Annotated in this window: 13 protein-coding genes and 1 pseudogene; 7 read left to right on the forward strand and 7 right to left on the reverse strand. The window is 47.0% G+C overall.

Annotation, left to right across the window (positions count from 1 at the left end):
- Positions 1 to 74: 74 nt before the first annotated feature.
- Entirely contained in the window at positions 75 to 4,313 is a 4,239-nt protein-coding gene (fdhF, locus tag OH463_RS16230; protein WP_017189499.1) for a formate dehydrogenase subunit alpha, read from the reverse strand.
- Positions 4,314 to 4,627: 314 nt separating this feature from the next.
- Between fdhF and OH463_RS16235 the strand changes: the two genes are divergently transcribed.
- The 5 genes from OH463_RS16235 to copI all read left to right on the forward strand — a co-directional run bounded on the left by OH463_RS16235 (position 4,628) and on the right by copI (position 12,237).
- On the forward strand, positions 4,628 to 5,041 hold the full coding sequence (locus tag OH463_RS16235; protein WP_009697106.1) for a hypothetical protein: 414 nt from the start codon (positions 4,628 to 4,630) through the stop codon (positions 5,039 to 5,041).
- Between the two features lie 137 nt (positions 5,042 to 5,178).
- Positions 5,179 to 6,591 carry a TolC family protein gene (locus tag OH463_RS16240; RefSeq protein WP_269991591.1) on the forward strand — a complete coding sequence of 471 codons (1,413 nt, stop codon included), beginning with the start codon at positions 5,179 to 5,181 and terminating at the stop codon, positions 6,589 to 6,591.
- Between the two features lie 101 nt (positions 6,592 to 6,692).
- Positions 6,693 to 8,417 (forward strand): efflux RND transporter periplasmic adaptor subunit, encoded by a 1,725-nt coding sequence (locus tag OH463_RS16245; protein WP_269991592.1) that lies wholly within the window; start codon positions 6,693 to 6,695, stop codon positions 8,415 to 8,417.
- The gene (locus OH463_RS16250) at positions 8,414 to 11,623 is read left to right on the forward strand and encodes an efflux RND transporter permease subunit (protein ID WP_269991593.1); all 3,210 of its coding nucleotides are present in this window, start codon (positions 8,414 to 8,416) and stop codon (positions 11,621 to 11,623) included. Before OH463_RS16245 ends, OH463_RS16250 begins: the two co-directional genes overlap by 4 nt.
- A 77-nt stretch (positions 11,624 to 11,700) precedes the next feature.
- Positions 11,701 to 12,237, forward strand: a complete 537-nt coding sequence (gene copI / locus OH463_RS16255; protein WP_269991594.1) for a copper-resistant cuproprotein CopI — start codon at positions 11,701 to 11,703, stop codon at positions 12,235 to 12,237.
- Positions 12,238 to 12,299: 62 nt separating this feature from the next.
- Here copI and OH463_RS16260 read toward each other — a convergent pair whose 3' ends face one another.
- Entirely contained in the window at positions 12,300 to 13,631 is a 1,332-nt protein-coding gene (locus tag OH463_RS16260; RefSeq protein ID WP_269991596.1) for a ferredoxin reductase family protein, read from the reverse strand.
- Positions 13,632 to 13,843: 212 nt separating this feature from the next.
- Between OH463_RS16260 and blaCARB the strand changes: the two genes are divergently transcribed.
- Positions 13,844 to 14,695, forward strand: coding sequence for a CARB/PSE/RTG family carbenicillin-hydrolyzing class A beta-lactamase (gene blaCARB, locus OH463_RS16265; RefSeq protein WP_005452579.1), 852 nt, complete (start codon positions 13,844 to 13,846; stop codon positions 14,693 to 14,695).
- Between the two features lie 58 nt (positions 14,696 to 14,753).
- On the opposite strand, the gene OH463_RS16270 is transcribed toward blaCARB, so the two are convergent.
- Together OH463_RS16270 and OH463_RS16275 are read right to left on the reverse strand one after the other, a co-directional pair.
- Complete coding sequence (locus tag OH463_RS16270) at positions 14,754 to 15,326, reverse strand: GNAT family N-acetyltransferase (protein WP_050926319.1); 573 nt, start codon at positions 15,324 to 15,326, stop codon at positions 14,754 to 14,756.
- Between the two features lie 7 nt (positions 15,327 to 15,333).
- A pseudogene (locus OH463_RS16275) lies at positions 15,334 to 16,497 on the reverse strand (MerR family transcriptional regulator).
- Between the two features lie 194 nt (positions 16,498 to 16,691).
- Here OH463_RS16275 and OH463_RS16280 point away from each other — a divergent pair.
- Positions 16,692 to 17,345 carry a DsbA family oxidoreductase gene (locus OH463_RS16280; protein ID WP_269991600.1) on the forward strand — a complete coding sequence of 218 codons (654 nt, stop codon included), beginning with the start codon at positions 16,692 to 16,694 and terminating at the stop codon, positions 17,343 to 17,345.
- Positions 17,346 to 17,401: 56 nt separating this feature from the next.
- Here OH463_RS16280 and OH463_RS16285 read toward each other — a convergent pair whose 3' ends face one another.
- From OH463_RS16285 to OH463_RS16295, 3 genes are all read right to left on the reverse strand, one after another.
- Positions 17,402 to 17,878 (reverse strand): hypothetical protein, encoded by a 477-nt coding sequence (locus OH463_RS16285; protein WP_269991602.1) that lies wholly within the window; start codon positions 17,876 to 17,878, stop codon positions 17,402 to 17,404.
- A gap of 77 nt (positions 17,879 to 17,955) precedes the next feature.
- Positions 17,956 to 20,772, reverse strand: coding sequence for a M16 family metallopeptidase (locus OH463_RS16290; RefSeq protein ID WP_269991604.1), 2,817 nt, complete (start codon positions 20,770 to 20,772; stop codon positions 17,956 to 17,958).
- Positions 20,769 to 22,472: an ABC transporter ATP-binding protein/permease gene (locus OH463_RS16295; protein ID WP_017818576.1), complete on the reverse strand. Its 1,704-nt coding sequence runs from the start codon at positions 22,470 to 22,472 to the stop codon at positions 20,769 to 20,771. Before OH463_RS16295 ends, OH463_RS16290 begins: the two co-directional genes overlap by 4 nt.
- Positions 22,473 to 22,498: the final 26 nt, after the last annotated feature.

Raw genomic sequence — 22,498 nt, forward strand, 5'->3', positions numbered from 1 at the left:
GATTACATATCATAAGCTTATATGTAGTTTGCTAACTCGCCAGTGCGTCGCTGACCAATACGTAGCGTATCAGCTTAAATAGTATGAACTGCTTCCGTTGCAGGCTCTGTATGTAGAACCTTTTCGCTTACTTCCACCTTAACCGCGGCAACCTTGAATTCAGGGATCTTCGCATGCGGATCAGTCGCTGTTGTCGTTAGGCGGTTCACCGGGGATTCAACAAAGTGGAATGGAATGAACACCACACCTTTTTGAATGCGCTTAGTCACAAAGGCATCAATCTCAATGCTGCCGCGACGTGTAGACACCTTCAAACGCTGACCATTACTGATGCCTAGCGCTTCTGCGTCTTCCACGCTCACCATCGCACGTGGACCAGCAAGATTATCCAACCCTTTGGTTTTGCGCGTCATAGTGCCGGTGTGGAACTGCTCAAGCACACGACCAGTCGTTAACACAAGCGGATACTCCTCATCTGGCAGCTCAGCCGCATAACGGAACGGTACGCCCACCATTTGACCTTTACCTCGAGTAAACTGGGTTTGGTGCATGATGCGAGTACCTGCTGGGTTGTTCTTGTTGCTCGGCCACTGCACTCCGTTTGGCGTTATCGCCTCCCAACGAAGACCTGCGTATTGAGGCGTCACTCGTGCAATCTCGTTAGTGATATCAGACACGCAGTGGTAGTCCCAATCACTGCCCATTGCATTGGCGATTTCTTGAATAATCCACCAATCTTCTTTCGCTTCACCCGGTGCCGTTACAACCGGATTCACACGCTGAACACGACGTTCCGTATTGGTGAAGTGCCCCGCTTTCTCTGCAAACGAGCAAGAAGGCAGAACCACATCCGCGTATTGAGCGGTTTCCGTTAGGAAGATGTCTTGAACCACCAAGAAATCGAGCGCTTCTAAGCCTTCAATCACATGCGCTTGGTTCGGGTCACTCAATACTGGGTTCTCACCCATGATGTACATACCACGAACGTCACGATGGCAAGCCGCATCAATGATTTCTGTCAGGGTTAGACCTTGCTCAGAAGGCAGATTTGGCGCGTTCCATTCAATCGCAAACTTCTGACGCACAATTGGGTTGTATACCTTTTGGTAACCCGGGAAACTGTTTGGCAAAGCACCCATATCACACGCGCCTTGCACGTTTGATTGACCACGTAGCGGGTTGATGCCACCACCTTCAATACCGATGTTGCCACACAGTAATTGCAGGTTAGCGATAGAACGCACGTTGTCATGACCTGTCGTGTGCTGAGTAATACCCATCGAGTAGTACACAGCGGTACGATCTGCCGTGCCAATCATACGCGCCATTGCTTGAATGTCTTCGGCTTTAACACCTGTAACCAACTCCACTTTATCGAGGTTGTAAGCTGGCGACATCACCTCTTGCAGTAAGGTATCAAAGCCGTCGACACGTTCTTCGATGTACTCTTGATCGTACCAACCGTTCTTGATGATCTGTTGCATGACGCCGTTCAGGAGCATCACATCAGTACCCGGACGGTGCGCCATGTACAACTCAGCATGCTCTGCCATATCGACACGTTTCGGGTCAGCTACAATCAAACGAGCGCCGTGATGACGAATTGCTTGTTTGATATGTGAAGCGATAATCGGGTGCGCCGATGTGGTATCCGAACCAATAATAAAGATCACATCAGAGTGCTTAATGCTTGGAATGTCATTGGTCATTGCACCACTACCGAGTGATGCCTCAAGACCGGTTACACTCGATGCGTGACACAAACGCGCACAGTGGTCGACGTTATTGGTGCCCAATTCACGGCGGACAAATTTTTGGAACGCGTAGTTGTCTTCGTTGGTGGTTTTCGCTGAAGAGAAACCCGCCAATGCGTTGCTGCCAAAATCTTGCTTGATGCCAGAGAACTTGCTCGCAACCAGCTGAATCGCCTCTTCCCAACTTGCAGGCTGCAACCAACCGTCTTTACGAATCAATGGCGTGGTAAGACGCTCTTCACTGCCAATGAAGTCAAAACCAAAGCGCCCTTTCACACACAGCATGCCTTGGTTCACCGGCGAGTCACCGCCTTTCACGTAACGAATCGTATTGGTTGCTTCGTCCACGAACATAGTCAACTTACAACCCACACCACAGTATGTACAAATGGTGTCGACCGCTTTCAGATCTTCAGTACGACCTTGCGAACGGTCACGACTATCGACCATCGCCCCCGTTGGACACACTTGAACACACGCGCCACATTGCACGCAGTTCGAATCGCCCATCAGAGTTAAACCATTCTTGTTACTTCCAAAGTGTGGACGATCGTCTGGACGTAACGCAGGGCGACCTTGTTTGTCGCACACAAAGTTCAGTACACCGTGCACGGCTTTGTCGCGACACGCTTGGATGCACTGACCGCAGCTAATACAGCGGTTAGCATCAAACTCAATAAACTCAGAACTGCGGTCAACTTCGTACTTATGACGCAAGTCTTTCGCACGAAGATCCAACCAATCTTGATGTGATTTAATCTGCAAGGAGAAGTCAAAGCTTTGCTCAGCTTCATATTCGGTGGAGTAATCACGCAGCGCACAATCGGTATTTGCCTGACAACCACATTCTAGACAGCGCGCAGCTTCCTTCATCGCTTCTTCGTTATCAAAGCCTAACTCCACTTCAGCGAAGCTTTGCTCGCGTTGTGCTGGAGTCAGTTCAGGCATGATAGAACGAGCGACTTTTTGGATGTTCTCGAAGTGAAGCGGATCGACTTGAGAAAGTTTCTTCTCTTTTCGTGAGTTGAACGCCGCCTTTGGCATGTCTGCCATATCGCCATTCAAAAACAGATCAATGGCTTTTGCCGCAACGCGACCATCACCCACGGCTTCAACTGCCGTTGCTGGACCACGGCGGAAATCACCAATACTGAAGATGTTACCCGTGCCGGTGTGCATGGTCTTTTCATCTGCATCGGAGGTGTTCCAACGCGTAAGTGGAATCGACAAATCTTCGCCTTCGAGGAAGCTCAAATCTGGCTTTTGCGATACAGCCGCAATCACGGTGTCGAACTCTTCGGTAAAGAACTCGCCGGTTGGTTTAGGGCTTCGACGACCAGATGCATCCGGATCACCCAACGCCATGCGCTCTAGACGAATCGCACTCACGCGTCCGGTTTCATCGGCAAGGTTTTCTGCAGGGTTGGTCAAGAAGTGGAATTTCACCCCTTCGTGTTCCGCTTCGACAATCTCGTAGTCTTCCGCCGGCATTTCGTCACGTGTACGACGATAAATCAATGTGGTGTCTGCACCAGCACGACGCGCAGTACGAGCACAGTCAATTGCCGTATTACCACCACCAATCACCGCGACTTTCTGACCCGTAACGTAGTTTTGCTCAGTAACGTAATCTTTCAGGTAATCAACGCCCAGGTAACAACCTTCAAGGTCGCTGCCTGTGTAATGCATTTCAACCGCTTGAGACGCACCGACAGCCAAACACACTGCATCGTATTCTTCGCTCAATTGAGAAAGCGTGAAATCCACACCCAGTTTTTGGTTGGTGCGAACCTGCATGCCATTGCGGCACATCAGTTCGATTTCTTTATCGAGAATGTCTTTTGGTAGGCGATATTCAGGAATACCATAACGCAACCAACCGCCCGCTTTTGGCATGGATTCAAAGACAGTGACGTCGTAGCCTTCATTCGATAAGTAGTAGCCAGCCGTTAGACCACCAGGACCACTGCCGACGACGGCAATGTTCAAACCTTTGCTTGATTTCTTTTCTGGTACATAGGCTTCATGCGCAGACAAATCCGCATCCGCGGCATGACGTTTAAGCTGACGAATTGCAATAGGCTCATCGACTAACGAGCGGCGACATTCGCTCTCACAGAATGCCGGACACACACGACCAATCGATAACGGCATAGGAAGCGTACGCTTAATCACTTCAATCGCTTTTTGATGATCGTTCTGTGCGATGTGATAAAGGTAGGATTGGATGTCTACACCCGCTGGACACGCGGTTTTACATGGCGCTTCACAATCGGCGTAATGGTCCGTCATGATGCGGTTAAGTGCTTTTCTGCGGTGCTCGCTTAACTGCTCTGATTGCGTAACCACATTGAGACCACGGTAAACTTCGAGTTCACACGCGCGTTTAGTGCCGCCACTTTCGACTTCAACCACACACAAGTCGCACGGCACTTTTTCATTACTTTTGTTCATTCCGCACAGCGATGGGATCTCGACCCCACACACTTTTGCTGCTTCTAAAAGGGTTAAACCCTCTTCTACAATTCTATATTTTCCATCGATGACAATTTCTATCATGCAACCCCCGCAGCAAAGCAAATCCAAATCTGCACAAGTAAAACCATGCATTCTATAAGGATAATCATTTGTAAGACAAGTTAGTGTGATGTAAAACTTATAAACCACATTTTTTACGTGTCATAAAAAGAATGAGCTTCTTGCGCGAAGTCCTAGGAATCAGTGTTCAACAAACGTTTTACTCGTCAGATAATGCGAAAAATGGTTGGCTGAACTATTTTGATAAGAAGAGTAATAAAACATTGACCTTACCCTAAGGTTAACCTTTAGAATCGAGTGGTTTTCATCATTTCATCAAATACACGGGAAAAGGTATGCGCCTAAAATCGCTGCATACAACTTGGTTAACTCTCTTCACAACGCTGATGCTATTAGTATCAAGCGTGGCGAATAGTGCCCCTTTGATGAACATCCAAATGATGTCAAATGGCGTGATGAATCATGGACAATCTATGATGATGGACGACAGTGAACATTGTGGCATGCCCGGAATGATGGACGTATCCATCACCGAAGACGGTGAAGTGAGAGAAAGCCGAATGAACTGCGGTGGAGGCTCCGGCATGGTTCACACCTGCTGCACGGCGGCTTGTTCTCTGGTTTTCCTCCCCCTACCTGTCCCTGTCAATCGCGCATTGCCGATCGTTTATCGTGCGGCAATTACTCCTGAAGTCACCTCCCCTGTTGTACACGTCAGCCGTGACCTGTACCGACCTCCAATAATTTAAATCTGTATTGCATTCGACCCTGCGTAGCTATCGCAGGTGGTTTTAATGTGCCAATACGACGCAGATAAATCTGGATTACTGTTTCTGCTTTAAGCCAAACCCTTCTTCGTCGTTTCGGCAAACACTGGATTTAGATTATGGATTTTAGACCATACCGCCTTGCTGCACCTATGTGTGCCTTGGCTTTGGTTTCTGCTCCAACTTTGGTGAATGCGGCGATGCCAAATACAAAAGTGCCGAGCAAAGAAACCAAAGCAGCAAACCTTACTGCGCCAGAGATGCGCACATCATCAAAAAAACTCGCGCAACTGATCAATGTTGCCCTGAGCAATGATGGCAACCGCCAACAATATTCAGCGCAATCCGCTGCGATGCGTGAAACGGGTGTTGCAAGTTCTACCTTGATGGATCCAAAACTCAAAGTGGGTTTTGGTGGTTTACCTGTCGACAGCTTTAAGTTCGATGACGACCCAATGACCAACATCTCTGTTGGTTTAATGCAGCAATTCGAACGTGGCTCCACGCTCAATCTGCAACAGAAGAAAGCCAATCAACAAGCCGATGGGCTTGGGCTTCAAGTTCATGCTCGCGAACTTGAGGTTGCCAACAGCATGACTCAACTATGGTTAGAGCTTGGATATCAGCAAAAAGCTGAGCAAATCTTGCTTGAGAACCGCAAGTTGATGAAGGAGATGGAAAGCTTTATTCAAACCAACTATTCGATTGGTAAGAGTGAAGCGCAAGACCTACTCAACGCTCAATTACAAGTGAGCAAGCTGGATGAAAAACTGCAAGCCAATGCGCAAATGCAGCGACGTCTTGTTTCTCAGCTTTCGGAATGGCTAGGCTCGGACTGGTTAGCGACGGAACAGGCTCTGTACGCTACCAATCAACTCAACTGGGATACACTGAATAGCAAACTTGCTTCCAGCAAAGATTCCACCAAGCACTACCAACAACTTAGTCAGCACCCAATGGTTAAAATGGCCGATGTGAGTATTTCTGCCAATAAAACTCAGGTAGAGATTGCTGAACAAGCTTATAACCCGCAGTTTGGTGTGGAGGTTATGTACGCTTATCGTCAAGCCAATAACATGAAGGGTGAGCCAGCATCAGACTTGGTCAGCGCTTATCTAACCATGGACATTCCACTGTTCACGGGTGATCGCCAAGATCGCAATCTCGCTGCCGCACAATACCAAGTTGGTGCAGCACAATCACAAAAAGACACCTTATTAACGCAGATGAATGCCAAGGTGAACACTTTGCTGGTTGATCGCAGCAACTTAACCCAACGTTTAGAACGTTACCAATCCACCTTATTGCCCCAAGCGAAAGCGCGCATTCAAGCCGTTGAGCGGGGCTACCAAAACAACACAGCGCAGTTTAACGATGTGATTTCAGCCACGACAGACGAATTGGCTCTGCAATTAGAGCAACAACGTCTGCTAACCGATCTCAACATCGCAAACAGCAATTTAGCCACCCTACTCGGTGGTTTCGATTATCAAGTGGCTTCTCCAGAAGCTCGCTCTATCTCGACATATTAATTTGTGATTCCCAAAAACGTTGGGGCTACAGGTATGTGACCGATATAGAGCAGTCAACAACGCTGTAGCGTCATGCGCAAACGGGAAAATAAGGTATAAGAATGAAAACATTACAAGTTGCAACCATCGCGCTGATTGTTGGTGGTGCTTTAGGGTTTGGTGCTAATCATTTTCTTGCGGACTCAGCTCACGACATGAGTGCGATGGGTGGAACTTCCGCAGCAAGTTCTAATGATCCACTCTATTGGGTTGCTCCAATGGATCCCAACTACAAACGTGATAAACCGGGTAAATCTCCAATGGGCATGGATTTGATTCCGGTTTACGCAGAAGACCTCTCCGGTGAACAAGAGGCGCCCGGTACGGTGACTATCGATCCTTCAGTAGAAAATAACCTCGGGGTCAAAACCGCAAATGTGGCACTACAACAGTTATCACCACGCATCGAAACGGTTGGTTATATCGCCTTCGATGAAAGTCTGTTATGGCAAACCAACGTTCGTGTTGCGGGTTGGGTAGAAAAACTCTACATCAATGCCGTGGGTGAGAAGGTGAAAAAAGGCGATGTGCTTTTCACTCTCTACTCTCCGGAACTGGTTAAGGCACAGGAAGAACTGCTGAATGCTTACCGTACTGGTCGTAAAGGACTAGTGAAAGGGGCGACCGAGCGCTTAGTAACGCTTGGTGTTGACCGTGCACAAATCAAATCCATTACCCGTCGTGGTAAAGCATCCCAAACCATTGAAATTAAAGCACCTGCTGATGGTGTTATCGCGAGCTTAAACGTGCGAGAAGGTGGCTATTTGTCTCCGGCTCAAGCGGTGATCAGTGCTGGTCCTTTGGACAATGTTTGGGTTGATGCAGAAGTCTTTGAGCGTCAAGCACATTGGATGAAAGCCGGCTCTCAAGCCACGATGACCCTTGACGCCATTCCGGGTACTGAATGGCAAGGTGTCGTGGATTACGTGTACCCAATCCTCGACCCTAAAACACGTACGTTACGCGTACGTCTCAAGTTCCCTAACCCAAATGGTGATCTAAAGCCTAACATGTTTGCCAATATCGCGTTGCAGCCTGTCACTGACGATGCGGTATTAACCATTCCTAAGTCATCCGTTATTCGCTCCGGCGGTATGACTCGTGTTGTTCTGGCTGAAGGTAATGGCAAATACCGTTCTGCTCGAATTGAAGTCGGTCGTGAAGCTGGCGAACAAATCGAAGTATTACAAGGACTTAAACAAGACGACAAGATCGTAACGTCATCTCACTTCATGCTTGACTCTGAATCAAGCCAGTCAGCAGATCTATCTCGCATCAACGGCATAGAAGCAGCGGCAGAAACGGCATGGGCAAAAGGCGAAATCACAGATGTAATGAGAGATCACCGCATGCTGACCATTAACCACCAGCCGGTACCAGAATGGGATTGGCCAGGCATGGTGATGAACTTTACTTTTGCTGATGGCGTCGAGATGGGTGACTTGAAAAAAGGTCAGGCTATCGAATTTGAAATGCAGAAAACAGAATCTGGTCAGTATCAAATCGTTGACTATAAGGCAGACAACAGCGTCATTGCAGCAGAAGTTTGGCTAACTGGTGACATCACGATGCTGATGGCTGATTTTGGCATGATTACCTTAAACCACCTACCAGTAGCAGAATGGAATTGGGATGCGGGCGAAATGAACTTCTCTGTCGGTGAAGAGGTGGATTTATCAGGTTTTGAAGAAGGAGAAAAAGTTCGGTTTCTAGTTGAAAAACAAGGATCTGATTACATTCTTAAACAGCTAACGCCAGCAACAGAGGCGGTTGAGGAATCACTATGATCAGTGCAATTATTCGTTGGTCATTGAGCAACCGTTTCTTAGTGTTGATCGCGACCTTAGCTCTTGTATTAGGCGGACTTTACAGTGTAAAGAATACGCCTGTTGATGCCATTCCGGATCTTTCTGATGTGCAAGTGATCATCAAGACAAGCTATCCGGGTCAGGCTCCTCAAGTCGTCGAGGATCAAGTCACTTACCCACTCACAACCGCCATGCTTGCCGTGCCGGGTGCTGAGACGGTTCGTGGCTACTCCTTCTTTGGTGACTCTTACGTTTATATCATTTTCAACGATGATACCGACATGTACTGGGCACGTTCTCGCGTGTTGGAGTACTTAAGCCAAGTAGCACCAAAGCTCCCACCGAATGCAAAACCAACCTTAGGTCCTGATGCAACAGGCGTAGGCTGGGTTTACAGCTACGTATTACAAGACAAAACCGGCAAGCGTGATTTGGCTGATCTTCGCAGCCTGCAAGACTGGTTCTTGAAGTACGAGTTGCAAACCGTTGATGGCGTTTCTGAAGTCGCTACCGTGGGCGGTATGGTGAAGCAATACCAAGTACAGATTGATCCTGCCAAGCTGCGTGCTTACAACCTCACTTTGCAACAAGTGAACATGGCAATCCAAAACGGCAACCAAGAAACCGGCGCGTCCGTTATCGAAGTTGCGGAAGCCGAACACATGGTTCGTACCACGGGTTACTTAACCAGCATTGAAGACATCAAATCACTGCCTCTAAAAGTCACCGAGAAAGGCACTCCGTTACTATTAGGAGACATCGCAGACATTAACCTTGGTCCACAAATGCGCCGTGGTATCTCTGAGTTGAATGGCGAAGGTGAAGCTGTGGGTGGGGTTATCGTGATGCGCTTTGGTGAAAACGCCAGTGAAGTGATTGCGAAAGTCAAAGACAAACTTGCAGACCTGCAACGCAGCCTACCAGAAGGCGTAGAAATTGTGGCAACCTACGACCGCTCTACCCTTATCGATTCAGCGGTAGAAAACCTATGGAAGAAGCTTGCAGAAGAGTTCATCGTCGTTGCGATTGTGTGTGCGTTGTTCCTATTCCACATTCGTTCTTCATTGGTTATCGCTCTGAGTCTACCTGTCGGTATTCTTAGTGCGTTTATCGTGATGCATTGGCAAGGCATCAACGCCAACATCATGTCCTTGGGTGGTATTGCGATAGCCATTGGTGCCATGGTGGATGGCGCAATCGTGATGATTGAAAACGTTCATAAGCACATTGAACGAACGCCACTGACCGACAAGAACCGCTGGCAAGTAATTGGCAAAGCCGCAGAGGAGGTCGGCGCACCGCTGTTCTTCTCGTTGCTGATCATTACACTTAGCTTCGTACCGGTGTTCGCCTTAGAAGGTCAGGAAGGCAAGATGTTCTCGCCGCTTGCGTTCACTAAGACTTACGCCATGGCAGCGGCAGCAGGTTTGGCAATCACACTCGTCCCTGTTCTTATGGGCTACTTCATTCGCGGTAAGGTGTTACCGGAACACAAAAACCCGGTTAACCGCGGCTTGGTCGCGTTGTACCGCCCGCTGTTGAACACCAGCTTAAAATACCCTAAGACCATGATTGTTATTGCATTAGGTCTAATGGCGTCGGCTTACTACCCAACCAGTAAACTGGGTAGCGAGTTCATCCCACCGCTGGATGAAGGCGACTTGATGTACATGCCAACGACCTACCCAGGTATCTCGATTGGTAAAGCGCGCGAGCTTCTACAACAAACCAACAAGCTGATCAAAACCGTTCCAGAAGTGAAAACCGTATGGGGCAAGATTGGTCGTGCTGAGACTGCAACCGATCCAGCGCCACTCACCATGATCGAAACCGTGATTCAGTTGAAGCCACGCGATCAATGGCGTGAAGGCGTAACAACCGAGTCGCTACGCAAAGAGTTCGATAGTCTGGTTCAGTTCCCTGGTCTCACTAACGCTTGGGTAATGCCGATCAAAACGCGTATCGACATGTTGGCAACGGGCATCAAAACCCCTATCGGTATTAAGATCGCCGGACCCGATCTGAAAGTGATCGAGAAAATCGGTTCTCAGTTGGAGCCAATTCTTAATGGTGTACAAGGCACGGCATCGGTTTATGCAGAGCGTGTAGCAGGAGGCCGCTATGTCACGATCGACATTAAACGTCGTGCGGCAGCGCGTTACGGTTTAAGCATCAAAGATGTTCAGCAGGTGATCTCGACCGCGGTGGGCGGCATGAATGTGGGTGAAACCATCGAAGGCTTGGAGCGTTACCCAATCAACGTTCGTTACCCACAAGACTACCGTGACTCAGTGGTAAAACTGCAAAACTTACCGTTAGTGACACCAAATGGCGCTCGTATTGCACTGGCTGACGTAGCAGACATTCGTTACGAAGACGGTCCTCCAATGATCAAGACGGAAAACGCACGTCCAAACGGCTGGGTGTTTGTCGACATCGATGGTCGTGACCTTGGTTCTTACGTCGTGGAAGCGCAACAGGTCGTGGCAGATCAACTGGAGCTTCCTGCAGGTTACTCGCTGGCTTGGTCTGGTCAATACGAATACATGGAGCGTGCGAAAGATCGCTTGAGTGTCGTGGTACCAATCACCATCGCCATCATTATGCTGCTGCTTTACTTCAGCTTCCGTCGTGTAGGCGAAGTGATGATCATCATGCTTACCCTACCGCTCGCTATGGTCGGTGGTTTGTGGCTCATGCATATCCTCAACTACAACTTCTCGATTGCCGTCGGGGTCGGCTTTATTGCCCTAGCAGGTGTCGCAGTTGAGATTGGGGTCATCATGCTCGTCTACCTCAACCAAGCGTGGCACTACAAAAAACTCGATGCGGAAGAGAACCAACAGAAGCTTGAGGCGAAAGACCTAACCGATGCCATTCGCGAAGGTGCAGGCTTACGTGTTCGCCCAGTAATGATGACGGTACTAACGGTCATTATTGGTCTGATTCCGATCATGTACGGCGAAGGTACAGGGTCAGAAGTGATGCAACGTATCGCCGCACCAATGATTGGTGGTATGGCATCAGCACTACTACTGACGCTCTTGGTACTTCCTGCCATCTTCAAGCTGTGGAAACAACGCGAGTTGCGCCCAAGTAACTCAACTCCTAGTCAAGCAAGTACGCAAGCTGGCAATCAAATCGAAAACGCCGACAGCAAAGATCGCACTGGCAACAAGGCGTAATCCCTACCTTCCCCTCAAACAATCCGTTTTGAGGGGAAGTAACCAAGTTATTAATGAATTAAAACAAGGATATAAAAATGAAAAAGACACTAATCACTCTTGCTCTAGCCCTAACTACAACGGCTGCCTTTGCCCAAATGGATCATGGTCATATGAAGCATGAAAATATGGACCACGGCAGCATGGAAATGGACCACAGTAAAATGGACCATTCAAGCATGATGGATATGCCGGGCATGTCGGCAGTTGGTATGCCAGCAAAAGGCGCAAAACCAGATAAAGTGGTACACGTTATCTTAGGTGATGACATGACAATCAAGTTCAAGAAGGACGTTAAGATTGAGCCAAACGATGTGGTGCAGTTTGTAGTCATGAACACGGGTAAAATCGACCACGAGTTCACTATCGGTTCTGCCAAAGAGCAGCTAGAGCATCGTGAAATGATGAAGACAATGACTGGTGGGCACATGCACGACTCAGGCAATTCTGTGACGGTAGAACCGGGCAAAGCGAAGCAGTTATTGTGGCATTTCCACGGTGACAACAACGTTGAGTTCGCGTGCAACATTCCGGGTCATGCGGAAGCTGGCATGGTTAAAAATATCGAGCTGTAGTATCAAATCAAATATACAAAAGGAGCTGTTCATTCAGCTCCTTTCTCATTCAATAACGATTTTTATCTCATTACAAACAGCTCTTCGTGATAGCTTCTTTCAATATTAAATTGACACGCCTCGAGCTCTTTTTTCAATGTTTTTGAGAACGCTTCAGGTCCACAGAAGTACATTTCATACTGATTTAAATGACCACATTGCGCGATGATACGTTCAGCATTTAAACGTGGTGCTTTCAGTGTGTCTATCACATGCAAGTTGACGTTGGCTTGGTGAGCAAGGTGCCATAGCTCATCAACTAAATGGCTATCCACACCACGTGTACAATAAAACAAGTGCACGTTATTGTTACTCGCTTTCGTTTTTAATGCTTCCAAAGCAGCGAAGAAAGAAGCAATACCTACCCCACCAGCAACCCAAATTTGCGGTTTATCTAAATCAAATGCTAAACGACCGTAAGGACCTTCTATCGTGACTGCGTCCCCATTTCGCACTCGTTCATAAAGCCCAGTGGTAAAGTCACCCAGCTCCTTGATTAAGAAACGCACTTCGTTACTTTCACTACCGGATACAATGGTAAATGGATGCGCATCTTCGTCACCAAAGCGTAAGTAGGCAAATTGCCCCACATTATGTCCTTGCCAAGACGCGTCTGATTTTAAAACTAACTCCGTCACCTCTGCTTGTGGGAAGTAACGTGTAGAAGTCACCATAGCGGAGTGTTTATTCCGACGTCCAACCAAGCCAAACAAACTGTAAAGTGCGGCGATCGAACCAACGACTGCAAAGGCGACCGTAACGTAGTAAACAGGCTCACCCCAGTACGCGCGTTTTAACAACAGCACGGAATGGATAGCAATCAATAGATAAGCAGCCGACATCAAACGGTGAGAGAGTTTGAACGGTTTGTATTTTATCGCACTCCACAAAGAAACCACCAACAACACCAACAGTAAGTAGAAGCCCCACTCACCAAGGCTCTGCCCAAATTCACGTAAACCACTAACCCAAGCTTCAATGCCAGACAAATTACCAGCAGGTCCTACTCCCGAGTGTTTTACTGGTCTCGCCAATACTCCCGACATAACCAACCATTTCGGCACTTGATACCAAAGCCAGTGCACAATACCCAATGCAACACCGCTAATACCTAACCATTTATGCACTCGATACGCTTTGTCCATGCCATGTAGCCAGTTTTCAACCACAGGCAGACGCATTGCCAACACCATGGTGACCGACATCAACATCAAAGACAAAATGCCTGAATATTGGATCATGGCAGATCGCCATTCAAAGACATTGCTGGAAGAGAAAAGCTGCGGCTCCATCGCAAACCATAAAACGGACATCACGGCGATCATTGCCCAGATGATATTGCGGATTGTTTTCATGATTGGTTACTCGGTTAATCGACAACTTTACTTTAGTCCTTCACATGTAAAACAACGTCAATAAGCGTAAAAACGGGTAAAGCTTGGCATATGCAAAGATTCCTACAGAAAAAAGACATGAATCTAACAGTTATTAGAGTATTCACTCGTTATAGTTCCGGGTAATGTCACCAGAGTAAGAACTGGTATTAATAACACTAAGAAAATCAACGATGAAAAAGCTATTTCTGCTGCTCGGATTGTTAGCCTGTTCAAGTGCAACTTACGCCGCCAAAATCAATGAAGACCTCGCTGCAATAGAAGAACATATCTCAGGTCGCATCGGTGTTTCGGTTTGGGATACACAAACCGATGAGCATTGGGATTATCGTGGCGATGAGCGCTTTCCCATGATGAGCACCTTCAAAACACTCGCATGTGCGACCATGCTCAATGACATGGATAATGAAAAGCTCGATAAGAACGCGACCGCTAAAGTAGAAGAACGCAACATGGTAGTGTGGTCTCCGGTGATGGACCGCATGGCTGGTCAAACGACTCGCATTGAGCATGCTTGTGAAGCCGCGATGCTGATGAGTGACAACACCGCAGCCAACATTGTTTTGCGCAGTGTGGGTGGACCTCGTGGTGTGACAATGTTCTTGCGTACCATTGGAGACAAAGCAACCCGACTTGACCGTTTTGAGCCGAGATTGAATGAAGCGAAACCGGGCGACAAGCAAGACACGACAACACCTAACGCCATGGTAAACACCCTACACACCCTACTAGAAGGCGACGCGCTATCATATGAATCTCGCATTCAATTAAAGATCTGGATGCAAGACAACAAGGTGTCTGACTCTCTAATGCGTTCTGTGTTGCCTAAAGGCTGGTCAATTGCAGATCGTTCTGGCGCAGGCGGCTTTGGCTCACGTGGTATCACCGCGATGATCTGGAAAGAAAATCACAAGCCTGTTTACATCAGTATCTATATCACAGGCACCGATCTGTCACTGCAAGCTCGTGACCAAGTGATTGCTCAGATTAGCCAACTGGTGTTGGACGAATACAAAAATATTTAACACTAACTTTATGATTAACAACGGAGCTCTCAGGCTCCGTTTTTTCTAGTGCACAATCCTACCAATACGCAGGACTATCCAAACCTTGCACGCAAGAAGATGTGCCTTGAGTTGGCGTCAACTCACCTGTAAGTGATTGTGCCAACCAACCATGTGGAAAGCTCAAGGCATGTGGCGCTTTGAACTGTTCCTCGGAGACTTGTTGGAACCCAACGCGCGAATAGAAGTTAGGATCGCCGTAGGTAAATACCAACTCAATGCCTTGCTGTTTTAAGTGTTCCAGACCAAAGTTGATCAAGGCTTGTCCTACGCCTTTTCCTTGGCATTCTGTCAGAGTTGCCATTGGTGATAATAGATAACCTACTTCACCACTCTCAAAGCGTAGTGGCGTAAACAACACACCTGCAATTAAGCGTTCACCTTGTTTAGCCACAAAGCCTTTTAGCTCCTGTTCTGGGGTTGTTTTCAGTAAGTCACCGACGAGCGAGCCGATGGTTTTGCCTTCTACTTCGCCTTCGGAATCAGAAAAGGTTTGAGTAAATAAAGCGATCATCTCGCTGCTCATTACTCTCTCATAAGGAGAAAGTGTGTAGTTTGTTTTTTGTGTGTTTTGATTTGTTGTTTCGTTCATTTTTCTATCAATCTTTTTGTAAGATATACATCTGATACGCCACTTCGTTACGACGGCGTTTAACGATATCTAATTCAACTTGTATGTCTTTTAATGCTTGCGATTCCAGCATCTCAGCTTTCAAACTTTGCACACGCTCATCTAAAGGAACGTAGTAGTTATCCCATGCCTGTTGGCTAATTGGGAACGTCTCTAGCGCATGGTATCCCGCTGCATTTGCTTGCTTAATTCGCTTCTCGACACTGCCCACATCTGGGTACTCTTTCTTCCAGAACGCAACCGTATCTTCACTTGGAGTCTCGGTGTTCCAAACCAAATCGCTCAGCACTAAAATACCACCTTCTTTAAGCAATGGACGCCATGCTTTGAATGCGTTCTCCACGCCCATGATGTATGCACTGCCTTCTGCCCAAATGACATCGACCGAGCCTTCTGCAAACGGGAGCTCTGTCATGCTGGCACACACTGTTGTGATCTTGTCCCTTAAACCGAGAGTTTGAGCTTTGCCTTTCAGGCGCTGCAACGATGGTTCGTCATTATCAACAGCAGTAACATGTGCGTGTTGAGCCAGCGTGCGAGTCGCGATACCTTGTCCACAGCCGATTTCCAGAATTTCATCAGGTTGCGTAGGTAGCATACTCAATGCCTTCAAGGTGTCTTGCTCTGCTCCCGGCCCCCAAAATTCCAAGGCTTCATATACGCGGAAGAAGTCCGCCATGTAATCTTCATGAGTGTTCATATCTTTTGATAACCAACGTAAGTGAAGGGCTTCTTTCTCGCTAAAACCTTGCGTCATAAGCCATTTCAAGTGCGCATCCGGTGCAACTTCATCCAACGATTCATGCCAATCGGTTAACGGTGTTTCGCCCAGCAGCGCCGCCAAAAGCTGACGTGATTTCTGCTTTTGCTCAATCTCTTCATCGAGGAGCCTGAGCCTTTCTAGCATCAATTGGCGATCTACTTTAGCTTCCAGACAGGCTTTACACTCCTTGAGCGTCAGTCCGCCGCTTTACAATTGCTGGATCAAACGCAAGCGTTGTAGATCCGCATCGCTATACGCGCGGTAGCCGTTGCTTAACCGTTGCCCTTTGATGAGCTCAATCTTCTCGTAATAGAGCAATGTGGTGCGAGACAAACCCAGCATCTCTGCCAGTTCCGATATCCGATACATGTAATTTTCCTCAGCGCTGATGAAAGCATCTTAAACTGTAGAGTTATAGACAGGTCAACATGAATTGTAGAAAAAGATACGCTGAAAGATAAAATGCGATGAGAAAAGCATCAGGTTACTAAAAGGTAACTGGTTGAATTAACACTCTTGGTCTCCATATCCATTTTATAACTCGAAAAAGTAAGGTCTGCTTTATGGAATCAGTAATCAAAATCGACGTAGTGTCGGATGTGGTTTGCCCTTGGTGCATCATCGGCTACAAACGCTTAGAACAAGCAATTCAAGAGCTAGGATTGGAAGACAAAATTGAGTTGGAATGGCAACCGTTCGAATTGAACCCAAACATGCCAGCAGAAGGTGAAAACCTACGCCAACACCTAGCGAATAAATACGGAACAACGCTGGAAGACAGCGTTCGTGCACGCGATAACCTGACTAATCTGGGTAAAGAAGTGGGATTCGACTTTGACTACTTTGATGACATGAAGATGGTCAATACGCGAGATGCACACGTACTGCTGCAATGGGCGGAGCAATTTGGTAAGCAAACTGAATTGAAGTTAGCCCTGTTTACTGCGTTCTTTGGTCAACGCAAAGATGTCTCTGACCGAAGCACACTGGCAGCGATTCTGACTGACATTGGTTTAGATGCAAATATGGGCATCGCCACCCTAGACGATGCAAGTAATGCTGACTCTATCGAGTATCAAGAAAGCCAATGGCATCAACTTGGCGTGAGCTCAGTACCAACAGTGGTGTTCAATATGGAAAGTGCTGTGACAGGCGCACAACCAGTGGAAGTGTATAAACAAATCCTAACAGAGTATGCGGAGAAGTTAGGACAGTAAGGTTGAAGACTCGCGAGATAGGCATATCGTTCACTTCGATACGCCTATCTATGTATTTACTTACAGCTTGGTATCAAGGTCTGATACATGGTTTTAAAGCCTCGCAAAGACACGTCTACCTTTTCAAATTTTGGTGTATCACCTTGCAACTCAACCTTCAGCGAATTCGCTTGGTAAAAATTATTAAGTTGCTCGACTGGCACTGTAGCCCAATGTGTATTTCCTTTGATCCAAACATCCATAGTAAACACTTGTCCATTGTCTAATGATGCTTTCGCTGCGTAGCCCAACTCTTCTCGTAACAAGCCGTTGAAAAAGAGTAAGTTCACACCTTCTGTCGTGCATCGCAATGCAACAGTATCAACGTTAGCGTCACTTCTGACACTTGAAACCCCAAGGATTACAGCTTCGCCGGTATCAAAACTCTTAGATTCGTAGTGTTCCCAATCTTGATAGGTGTTAGTCAGTTCCAAACCTGCATTTGCGCTAAATGCGACCGCTGCTAATAATCCTATTAGTCGTTGTTTTTTCATCTCTTTAACCTAAACCTCAACCACGCTCTGGGTTCTACTATCACGTGGTTGAAGCCTTTACTTAATTGATAACACGATTATTTAGCAGTGTTTTCTGGTAATAACACTGCTTCAAAACGTGTCGCTTGATTCAAGAACTGACGCATAATTGCATCCACTTTCTGTTTGCTTGCTTCACTGTTTGCTCTACGTTGTGCTTGAATCAATCGTGGGCTATCGGTAAGAAGGTAAGATTGCTCCATCGCATTTAACATCCCTAAATCAGAACGTAGATAACGATCAATCTGATCATCACGTTGCAGCAGTTTGTTTTCTAATACTTGTTCATCAGCCCCTGTTTCAGCCACAGAGCTCAACACCGAATGAGTCAGAGAGATCAATTCATCCACGCGCTCAGGTGCACAAGTGAATAGGATTCGCCCTTCCGCTTGAGGGCTATGAACATCTTGCCAGAACCAACTCGCTACACCATAAACACCTGAGGCCTGCTCACGAAGTTTAAGGCGAAGTTGCTCCTGAACCAGTTCGCCACTGAGCTCCAAATAGTAAGCATTGTCAGGTCGCCACTGTGAATCTTGAGTTAGGTAGATTTCAACTTCTGCCCTCGGCTCTTTTGAATCTGGCGTGCTGTAACGTACTTTTGGTGAAGACGCTTTCACTTCATAGTACTCACGAGAAACTTCTTTTACCTTGATTGAAGCAAGGTAGCGCGCAGCCAGAGATTCAATTTGAGCCGCAGATATGTCACCCACAACGAAATAGGTATAGTCCGTTTTTCCCGCAACATACTTCTGATACACCTCGCTCAGACCTTGAGCTGTATAGCTTGCAGCACGTTCCCCATTGTCGCTATAAACCGTAGGAATATCAGGGAAACGTAACTCTGAGACTTTGCGAACAAATCGATCTGCACCATCAAATCGAGCACCACTAAGTTTTTGCGCCATCTCAACTTGATACTCTTTCAACGACTTCTCCGAAATAGGACTTGCGGCTAATTTAAGATGAAAAAGCTTCAACATTTTTTCGAAGCTCTCAGTCTTCGCCCAACCAGAGAATCCTTGTTGGTACTCATCGACGAGTGTAGACATCACCACTGGATTGCCGCGGAAAATAGTTTGAATATCCGCCTGAGGTACAACGCCCACTCCGGTATCATCCACTAAGCTAACCGCCGTTTTTAACGCATGATAATCTTGTTGAGGAATTGAGCGCGTCCCACCAGCAGTAAGCGCTTTAAAGTGCACTTGACCCGGATTGCTATCACTATAACGGTAAACCAATTTGCTCCCGTTACTTAGGCGATACTCAGTGATTCGGTGCTCCGCCCACTTTCGTTCTTGCTTTACGTTCCCCACTTTCGGATCGACCACAGGCAATACGGCTTGGCTTTCATCAATAAACCACGGTGGTTGCTGCTCTTGCATCGTGGTTTGCCATACTCCTTCTACCCATTTCTCATCTAGTTTTGGCTTACGCTTATCAGAAGGTTGGGTTAACAGAATCAATCGTGACTTAGGTGCGATGATCTGCTTGAAAGCATCATTCACTTGTTGCGGCGTAATGCGCTCTAAGAAGTACTTGTTAAGCTGATAAGCTTGTTCCTTGTCGATCAAGGTTTGTCCACTTGCCGCTGACACCATTAAGTCGCCAGCAAGATCGATGCTATAGTCTTTTTTGTCTTTCCCTCTTTCAATCACACCTTTCAAGCGGCTGATTTCGCCGTTGATCTCTTGCTCAGAAAAGCCGTGTTGAGCTAGCTGAGAAACAAACTTAAATAAGCCCTGAGTTGCTTGCTCATAATCACCGTCAACCAACTGTAGAGAGAACACTGCTTGCGTCGTTTCTCTTCCAACATTTGATGAATAGAAGTTTGCCGCATTAACTACATTGTCTTCATCTTGTTCCCAACGTTGCAAACGTACATTGAGCAAACGAGTCGCGATTTGATGTGCAAGATCATCTTGGTAGCGTGCGTAGCTGAGATCAGGCTTGAACTCAGAAAAGAAACTGACTTCAACGGAAGGTGATGAATATCCCTCTTCAGAAACCGTCTCGCTACGCCAACCATCGATGAGCGGAATACTATAATCTACTTTTTCCAGCGACGTATCTGGCGTGCGGTCATGACCTAACTTACGCGAAATGAGTTGTTTCATTTGCTCAGTGTTGACGTCACCCACGATGACAATCGACATATTGTCCGGGCGATACCACTTGTTATAGAAATCAGCAACTCGATATTTCGAGACATGTTGGATGGTATAAGGATCACCAATTGGGTCACGAGTTACGTATCGGGAACCGGCCATCTCAATCGCACTCTTCTTATCCCCTAAACGTAACATTGGCCCCAATCGAGCGCGCCATTCCTCCAATACGATGCCACGCTCTGCGTCTAAGTCGCCTTTCAGCATGGTGACATTACTTGCCCAATCTGACACAACATCCATCACCAACTCGAGAGTTTCTGGGTTGTTGTTTGGAAGATTCAATGTGTAGACGGTGTTCTCAAAGTCCGTAAAAGCGTTGATGTCCACGCCAAACTTCATGCCCGCTTCTTCCAAAACCTTGATTACTTCGTTCTCGGGGTAATGCTTGGTGCCATTAAACGCCATATGTTCAACAATATGAGCAACACCACGCTGGTCATCTTCCTCGTTCATTGAGCCAGCATTCACAACCAGACGAACGTAGACCCGCGATTCAGGATTGGTGTTTTCTGCTATGTAATAGCTCAGCCCATTTTCTAGTTGCCCAACGTCCGCACGACGATCAAAAGTCAGTGCTTGTGTAAGATCGAGGGACGACTCCACCGTTTTATTTGGCGCAAGTACCTGACAAGCACTTAAAAAGACGCTGCTTGTCAGGAGCAGTAATTTATTAATCTTCATGAATATTTGAACGATTGAGTTTGAGTACATAAGGTGATCTGATTTTGTTCTTCTGCCCCACCTTCACGATGAGAGACTTCTACAACATGTGTCTCTGGTAACTGCTCTGCCATAACCGCGCGAATAGAACGATAACTTTCAGGATCAAGTGCTGACATTGCCTCATCTAAGAACAACCACTGCGGTTTTTGAACTAGGCTTCTCGCTAACATTATTTTCTGAAGCTCGCCGCCAGAAACGCTTTGTTGCCAGTTACTTTGCCGATCCATTTGTTCAGCAAACTTCGCAATACCGGCTTGATTTAATGCATCGATGAGCACATCGTCAGAGACTAAACCGCCGCTTGGATACAATAAGATTTCGCGTAATGTTGCGTTCGGCAAATACGGTTTCTGAGGAATAAACATACACTCGCTGTCGTCAGGCATGCTGATGTCGCCACTTTGATATGGCCATAAACCCGCAAGCGAGCGAATAAAGGTACTTTTACCACCGCCAGAAACACCTTTAATAGTGATGCTTTGATGAATAGATCCGCTTTGTTCAGACAACAAAGTCTGCTGGTTCGGAGAGAACAAGTTGAGATCGCGCCACTCCGGTTGTTTTGATAATGGTAGAGCGTTAGTAGTCGGTAACATCTCTAACTGAGTGTGGAAAGTAATAAGACGATCAGTGACTGCACGCCAATCTGCGACCTCTTCATAAGAGTCAACAAACCAACTGAAGGCTTCTTGTACTCGGTAGAAGCCAGTCGCAGTTTGCATCATATCGCCCAATTGAAGTGCGCCGCTCATCAAGCGCGGCGAAGCGACCAAATATGGAAAAATACGCGCAACTTCGTTATAGCCACTCGTGAACGCGCCGTATTTTAGCTTCATACCTGTAAGTTGCTGCCAGTTGTCCCAAACCTTGCTAAACAGATTTTGTGTGCGATGGTTTTCAGCAAGTTCACCACGCTGTAATGCAATGGATTCAGCATGTTCACGCACTCGCATCAAATGAAAACGAAAGTCTGCTTCACTTTTTTCTTGTTCAAAGTTAAGTGGCACCAAACGTTTTGCGATCTTGTGTGTTAACCAAGTACCGACGATAGAATAAATGATAGCAACCCAAACCATGTAGCCCGGAAGCACCCATTCGCTCCCAGCAAACTCAAACGTAAAGCTGCCAGACAGGTTCCACAAGATGACCACAAACGAGAACAGACTCGTCACAGTTCGAAGTAAACCAAGTCCCATCTTTAAAGTATTATCGCAAAAATCCTTCACATCCTGAGAGATTCGCTGATCTGGGTTATCACTGTCTGGATAGGTCAGTTGATGTCGGTACAAACGCTTTCCACCCAACCATTTTTGTAAAAATGCATGGGTTAACCACCGACGCCAACGGATCCGCAATGTTCTGCGTAAATACTCCTCGGCCAAATCAACAACCGTGTAAACCGCCATGATCAACACAAATTGACCCAGCATATTCCAAAAGTTATTCCATTCTTCGTTTTGCATAAGATTGAAGAAGTCACGGTTCCAGTTACTGTAAAGAACCGCTACCTCAACGATCAGATAATTTAAACCGACGACTAAGCCCAAAAGCAGCCAAGCAATGCGCTTTTCATCACTACGCCAATAAGGGTGTGCAAGTGACCATACTTGCGCGAGGAAAGGTTTGTCTTTTAAAGACAGGGGAGAATGGTTAGACATGTTGCACCAAAAACGACAAGGCAACC

Source organism: Vibrio sp. NFR (assembly GCF_027587095.1).
Lineage (GTDB): Bacteria > Pseudomonadota > Gammaproteobacteria > Enterobacterales > Vibrionaceae > Vibrio > Vibrio harveyi.